This window comes from Candidatus Coatesbacteria bacterium, from assembly GCA_014728225.1.
Taxonomy (GTDB): Bacteria; RBG-13-66-14; RBG-13-66-14; order RBG-13-66-14; family RBG-13-66-14; genus WJLX01.
In genome coordinates, this window is the sequence record WJLX01000064.1 from 1 (window position 1) to 6,151 (window position 6,151).

The 6,151-nt window shown below is 66.4% G+C and carries 4 protein-coding genes; 3 read left to right on the forward strand and 1 reads right to left on the reverse strand.

The genetic code is table 11. The features are described from left to right. Window positions 1-492: 492 nt before the first annotated feature. From GF399_04870 to GF399_04880, 3 genes are all read left to right on the forward strand, one after another. Window positions 493-2,730 carry a T9SS type A sorting domain-containing protein gene (locus GF399_04870; GenBank protein ID MBD3399645.1) on the forward strand — a complete coding sequence of 746 codons (2,238 nt, stop codon included), beginning with the start codon at window positions 493-495 and terminating at the stop codon, window positions 2,728-2,730. Window positions 2,731-2,997: 267 nt separating this feature from the next. After that, on the forward strand, window positions 2,998-4,011 hold the full coding sequence (locus tag GF399_04875) for a hypothetical protein (GenBank protein ID MBD3399646.1): 1,014 nt from the start codon (window positions 2,998-3,000) through the stop codon (window positions 4,009-4,011). Between the two features lie 863 nt (window positions 4,012-4,874). Then, the gene (locus tag GF399_04880; protein MBD3399647.1) at window positions 4,875-5,537 is read left to right on the forward strand and encodes a T9SS type A sorting domain-containing protein; all 663 of its coding nucleotides are present in this window, start codon (window positions 4,875-4,877) and stop codon (window positions 5,535-5,537) included. 71 nt (window positions 5,538-5,608) lie between these two features. On the opposite strand, the gene GF399_04885 is transcribed toward GF399_04880, so the two are convergent. Next, window positions 5,609-5,944: a hypothetical protein gene (locus GF399_04885; GenBank protein ID MBD3399648.1), complete on the reverse strand. Its 336-nt coding sequence runs from the start codon at window positions 5,942-5,944 to the stop codon at window positions 5,609-5,611. Window positions 5,945-6,151: the final 207 nt, after the last annotated feature.

The following is a 6,151-nucleotide window of genomic DNA, read 5'->3' on the forward strand; positions in this document are numbered from 1 at the left end:
GATCTACACCTACCTCAACTCCAGCCTGGTCAAGGAAATCGCCCGGCTGGGCGGCGAGCTGGCACCCTTCGTCCCTGACCCCGTCGCCGCCGCCCTGCGGGCCAAGATGGGCGACATCAAGTAGACCGCCGCCGAGCCCTGTGTGCATTCAATAATCGACGGCGCTGCGGGCGCCGTTACTCCCATCACGACCGCCGGCGACCCTTGAAAAACGAGCCTCGGGCGACCCCGGTGCCGAACGCCGCCGCGCCGGAACTGGCACGGTTTTTGCGGAGGCGGACCGTTGTCGATGGCCGCAACGGTTGCCGAGATGCAAAAACCGTGCCAGTTCCGGCGCCGTGCAGTAACTGACCGTCGCTGTAGCGGACGGTTCGTTTTTCAAGGATCGCCGGTTTGCGCCGTGCCGCCCGCTGGCCGCCGCTGAAACTCTGTGCTATCATTTCTTTGTTGGCGAACCTGCGTTTTCAACCAGCCCGAGGGAAGGGAGCCCCCATGCGCCGCTTCGTGTCGGTTTTCCTGTTGCTCAGCGTCAGTGTCGGTCTGGCCCATCCCCCGTTGGAGCCGGGGGACCCGGAATCCCTCTACTACGAGGTGCTGGCCAGCCGGGCGATCAAGGACGCCGAAGGTGTCGAACCGCCCAGCGACGAGGACGTACCCTACCATACCCTGAACTATTCCATCGAGCTCGAGCTGGACCCCGGCGGCTCCCCGCTGATCACCAACGGCGAGGTTACCCTGATCATGCAGAGCGACCAGGACGACCTCGAGGAGATCGTCCTGGACCTGGTGGACCTGACGGTGGATTCGGTCACCCAGGACGGCGACGCCTGCACCTACACCCACTCCGCGGGTTTGCTGACCATCGATCTGGAGACGCTGCTCGAGGACGGCGAGGTAACGGCGATCAACATCTACTACCACGGCACACCCACCGACGGTCTGTGGTACAACGCCGGGGCCAACGGCGGCATCGTCTACACCTGCGGCTGTCCCGACGTCACCCGTAACTGGTTCCCCTGCCGCGACTGGAACTTCGAGAAGGCCCAGGCTGCGGTGAGCATCATCATCGACAGTGATTACATGGTGACCTCCAACGGTCAGCTAGTCTCCGACGAGCCCTACGGCGGCGGGCATCGAGTGGTCTTCCAAGCCAGGGACCCCATCGCGCCCTACCTGATCATGTTCTCGGCCAGCGACTACGAGTACTACCGCGATTACTTCTACGGCGCGAACACGGTGCCCATCGATTACTACATCTACCAGGGCCGCCTCGACGACGCCCACGCGGAGTTCGACTACGTTGTTCCCGAGTGCATGGGGGTCTTCGAGAACCTGTTCGGCGATTATCCCTTCGAGCGCGCCGGTTACAACATGAGCCCGCTGCCCTACGGGGGCATGGAGCATCAGACCTGTATCACCCTGCTGGCCTCCCTGGTCAACGGCACGGGTAACTACTACGACATCTGGGTCCACGAGATGGCGCACCAGTGGTTCGGCGACGCCGTCACCGCCCATACCTGGAAGGAGTGCTGGCTCAACGAGGGCTTCGCCACCTACTGTGAGGTCGTCTACGACGAGGATCAGGACGGCGAGGCCGGACGCTTATCGCGCCTGCAGGAGCACCGCAACAAGTACGACATCGGCGACAACAACAATCGCTCGCCGATCTACGACCCGGACCCCCTGTTCGGCTACCTGCCCTACTACAAGGGCTCCTGGGTGCTCAACATGCTGCGCCGGCTGCTGGGCGACGCCGACTTCTACGCCTGCCTGGCCGATTACTTCGCCGACAATCTCTACGCCACGGGGACGACCTTCGTCCTGCGCGACAACTTCGAGGACTTCTGGGACGGCAACAGCCAGCACTCCGACAGTGATCTGGACTGGTTCTTCGACCAGTGGGTCTTCCAGGCCGGACACCCGGAGTTCGAGTGGCAGTGGTGGACGACGGGTTCCGGCTCCAACACCGAGCTGCACCTGCAGATCGACCAGGTCCAATCCACCGCCGAGGACACGCCCTACGTTTTCGAGACGCCGATCGACTTCGGTGTCGACTACGCGGGCCGCCAGGACGAGGTGGTCACCGTCTGGATGGATCAGCGCAGCCAGGAATTCACCGTCGAGCTGGACGATGAGGTGGCCGCCGTCGAGTTGGACCCGGGGTTCTGGCTGCTCTGCGACGAGGAGGACGTGACCGGCGTCGAGCATCTCGAGGCGACCGTCGACGGCGGCGACGAGGGGTTGCTAGTCGACTGGTCGGCGGACGCCGACTGCCTGGGCGTGGAGCTCTACCGCCTCGCCGGACCCGCCGAGACCAGGCTCCACGAGAGCCTGTTGCCGGCGACGGGCGCCTTCCTGGATCGCAATCTGCCCGGTGCGGGTGCTTACCGCTACCGGATCGTGGCCCACGCCGCCGACGGCGAGAGCGTCGAGCTGCTGACCGCGAGCGTTCCCTGGCGCTCCGGCGTCGAACCCACGGCCCTGGCCGCGCCCTGGCCCTGCCCGGCTCGGGGTCCGGTCAATATCGAATTCAGCCTGGCCGCCGCCGACGAGGTCGAGTTGGCGGTCTACGACACCGCCGGCCGCCGGCTGACCACCCTGTGCGCGGGTGAGATGTCCGCCGGACGGCACAGCATCGCCTGGGACGCCCAGGCGCCTCCCGGCGTCTACCTGCTGCGTCTGGAGAGCGCCGGGACCGTGCTGACCCGCCGCCTGGTCGTCGAGCGGTGATACTCCCCGGCGGGTTGGAAGCGTTTACTTCAGACGGCGGGGGCTGCGGTCCCCGCCGTCGACAGGTAATCCCGGTTGTTCCGCTGCGGTGGCCGACGGAGCGGATCGCGAGGGCCTGCGTCTTCACGGCGGCTTGCTCCCCTGGGGATCCGATGGGGATCCGACCATCAGGCCCCCACCTTGACGCGAGGGGATGTTATCGGCTAGATTATCAGTATCGACTGATGCTTTCACTCTCTCCCCCAGCCATCCACCGAGGAGCGGGCGATGAAACGAATCCCAATTCTGCTGCTGGCTGTGCTTTGCACTGCGGCGTCTGCCCTGCATCTGGGCTACGACGCCGCCAACGGCATGCTGACCGACCTGAGCGCCGAGGGCTACCGGCGTCTCGCTCTCGACGGGACGACCCTGGCCGCCGACAGCCTGGTCGAGGACGCCTGGGTCTACACCTCACCCAGCGGCAACTACCTCTTGCTGGCCGAGTTCCACGAAGCCGCCCCGGAAACCCGCGCCGATCTGCGGCTTCTCGACGCCGCCGGCGATGAACTCTGGTCGCACAGCGAGGTGCCCTTCGCCAGCGCCCGCCTGGCCGACGACGGCCGGGTCGCCTTGGTGGAGTTCCGCGGCGGCAATCCCGGCTCGCCGGCCAGGCTGACCCTGCTCGATCCGGCGGGCGCCGTTGTCGGCGATCTCGAGGTCCAGCCCCTGGGCCAGAGCGACTTCTCAACCGACGGCTCCCTGTTCCTCGCCAACGTGCCGGGCCGGGAGCTGGCGGTTTACGACGCGGTCACCGCCGAGCTCCGCACCACGCTGCCCACGAGCCAGGTCTTCGCCGCCGACGGTGACTACGTCCTGGTGGCCGAGAAGAACACCGCCCTGCTGTACGAAAGGACCACGGGCCGGCAGGTCCGTTTCGACACCGGCGTCGAGCTGCCCCGCCACGCCGAGCTGGACGGCGAAGGCTTCGTCGTCGCCGGAATGGACGACGTCTACCTCTTCCGCAACGGCCGATCCCGCTACGCCGCCGTGGCCGCGGGGTACTCCCTGGCCTCCCTCGATACCGCCGCCGGGCTGACGACGATCGCCCTGGGCGGCTACCGACTCCACTCCGAGGGCGGCGCCCTCTGGCTCTTCGACGGCGAGCTGAACCTGACCACGCGCATCGAACTCGACGACGAGGGCCTGGGCGGACCACTGCCCCAGGTCGTGCTGACCCCCGAAGAGCTGTGGGTCAAGTTCGACGACGAGTTGCGCTCCTACCCCCGGGAGGTGAACCGATGAACCGCACCGCCACCATCACCGTCCTGGTGCTGCTGCTGGCCCTCGGCGTCGCGGCCGAGCGCTGGCCCATGGGCGACGGCGACAACGTTTACCCCCTGGGCAACAACTACGGCGAATTCCAGCAATACGGCACCGACGCCTACTACCATGACGGCATCGACGTGCTGGGCTACTCCGGCGAGCCCAACTACTCCGTCTTCGACGGCTACCTGGTCCTCAAGCAGGAGTACGAGCCCCTCTACTCGGGCATCATGATCGGTGAGACCAACGGCCCCAGCGACGGCTGGGTCCACTGGCACCTGACCTATTCGACCATCCCCTTCAACGTCGGCGATCCCGTCTACACCGACGACCACATCGGCAATCTGGCCGATTGGCCCGTCGACGAGTTTCACCACGACCACTTCACCCGGATGTACTACACCGGCTCCTGGTACGAGGCCACCGGCAACCCCCTGGAGTGGATGGTCCCCAACACCGACCCCGACGCCCCCGTCTTCCGCAACGCCCGGGGCGGCGACCTCTTCGCCTTCCGCACCAACGAACTCGCCAGCCCGACCTACCACGCTCCCGACGCCCTCGAGGGCGAGGTCGACATCGTCGCCCTGATCGGCGACCTGACCAACCATCCGACATGGGAGCTGGCCCCCTACGAGATCAGCTGGTGGGTCGACGGCAGCGGCGGCAGCGTCCCCGAGACGACCTTCGTCACCTTCACCGGCGACATACCCCCGGATAACACCGTCGAGATCATCCACTCCACCGACGGCGTCTGCTTCACCCGCGGCAACTACGACTACCGCAACTTCTATTACATCATCACCAACACCGACGGCGACGGCGTCCCCGATTACATCGAACACATGGAGGCCTGGGACACCACCCTGCTGCCCGACGGAGATTACACCGTCTACGTCAAAGCCGTCGATCAGTACGGCAACGAAACGACGGAGTCGATGGCCGTGACCATCGACAACGTCCAGACCGACATCGTCCTGGCGTCCTTCGAGGCTCAACCCGACGACGAGGGCCTGCTGCTGCACTGGCAAACCACCGGAGAGGATCCGGCGGGCTACCGCCTGCTGCGCAGCCGGGACGGCGAAGCCTGGAACGTGCTTCACGAGCGACCCCTGCAAAGCTCCGGCTACCTGGACCGCGACGCCCCCACCGACGTCGAGCTGAACTACCGTCTGGAGGCCCTGGGCGCCGACGGCCGACCCATCCTGCTGGGCGAGCTGACCGCCCGACGCCAACCCGCCGACGGACCAACGCTGGATCTGGCCGAACCCTGGCCCAACCCCGCCAGGGGTCCGGTCAACGTGCTCTTCGAACTGCCGGCGCAAACCGAGGTCGTGCTGGCCGTCTACGACACCGCCGGACGCCGGGTGGCCACCCTGACCGACGGCGCCCTGCCCGCCGGACGGCACACCGCCGTCTGGAACGCGCACGCCGCCCCCGGGCTCTACCTGCTGCGCCTGGAGAGCACCGCCGACACCCTGACCCGCCGCATCGTCGTCGAGCGCTGACCAGCGATTTCACCAACCACACCAAAAGGAGAGGGCCGGCCCTCTCCTTTTCACATCCACCACTCGCCCGTCTACGGCACCGGGATCGGATTGACCTTGACCTCGGCGCCCGGATCCTCGGGGATGCGCACCTCGAGCACGACGCGGTCCCCCCGGCGCAAGTGGTCGATGCCCAGACACAGCCTGTCCCCTTCGAAACGCGGGGCGATCCGGCTGATGACCTCGAGCTGCTCCGGGGTCAACACCAGCTCTACAGCATTGTTGAGCGAATGACTGACCCGCTCCACCTGCGCCGGAGTCAGGGTCAGAGTGACCTCCTCGACGCGGACCCGGCTCTCCGCCGCCGGCAGGGGCGCAGCGAGAAACAGCAACAGCAGCACGACCGTCAGGCCGGTGGTTGTCCGCACGGCGTCTCCTCCTCTGTCGGGTTGCTAATACAATTTGTCATTAAAGGCCGTGCTTGTCAAGTCGCCGGCTCGCCGCCGGCGGAGAGCAGCGGCGATCGGCGCTTAACCGTAACCGCGCCCGCCGGAACCGGCACGGTTTTTGCGGAGGCCGACCGTTATCATCGTTCGTAACGGTCGCCGAGATGCAAAAACCGTGCCGGTTCCGGC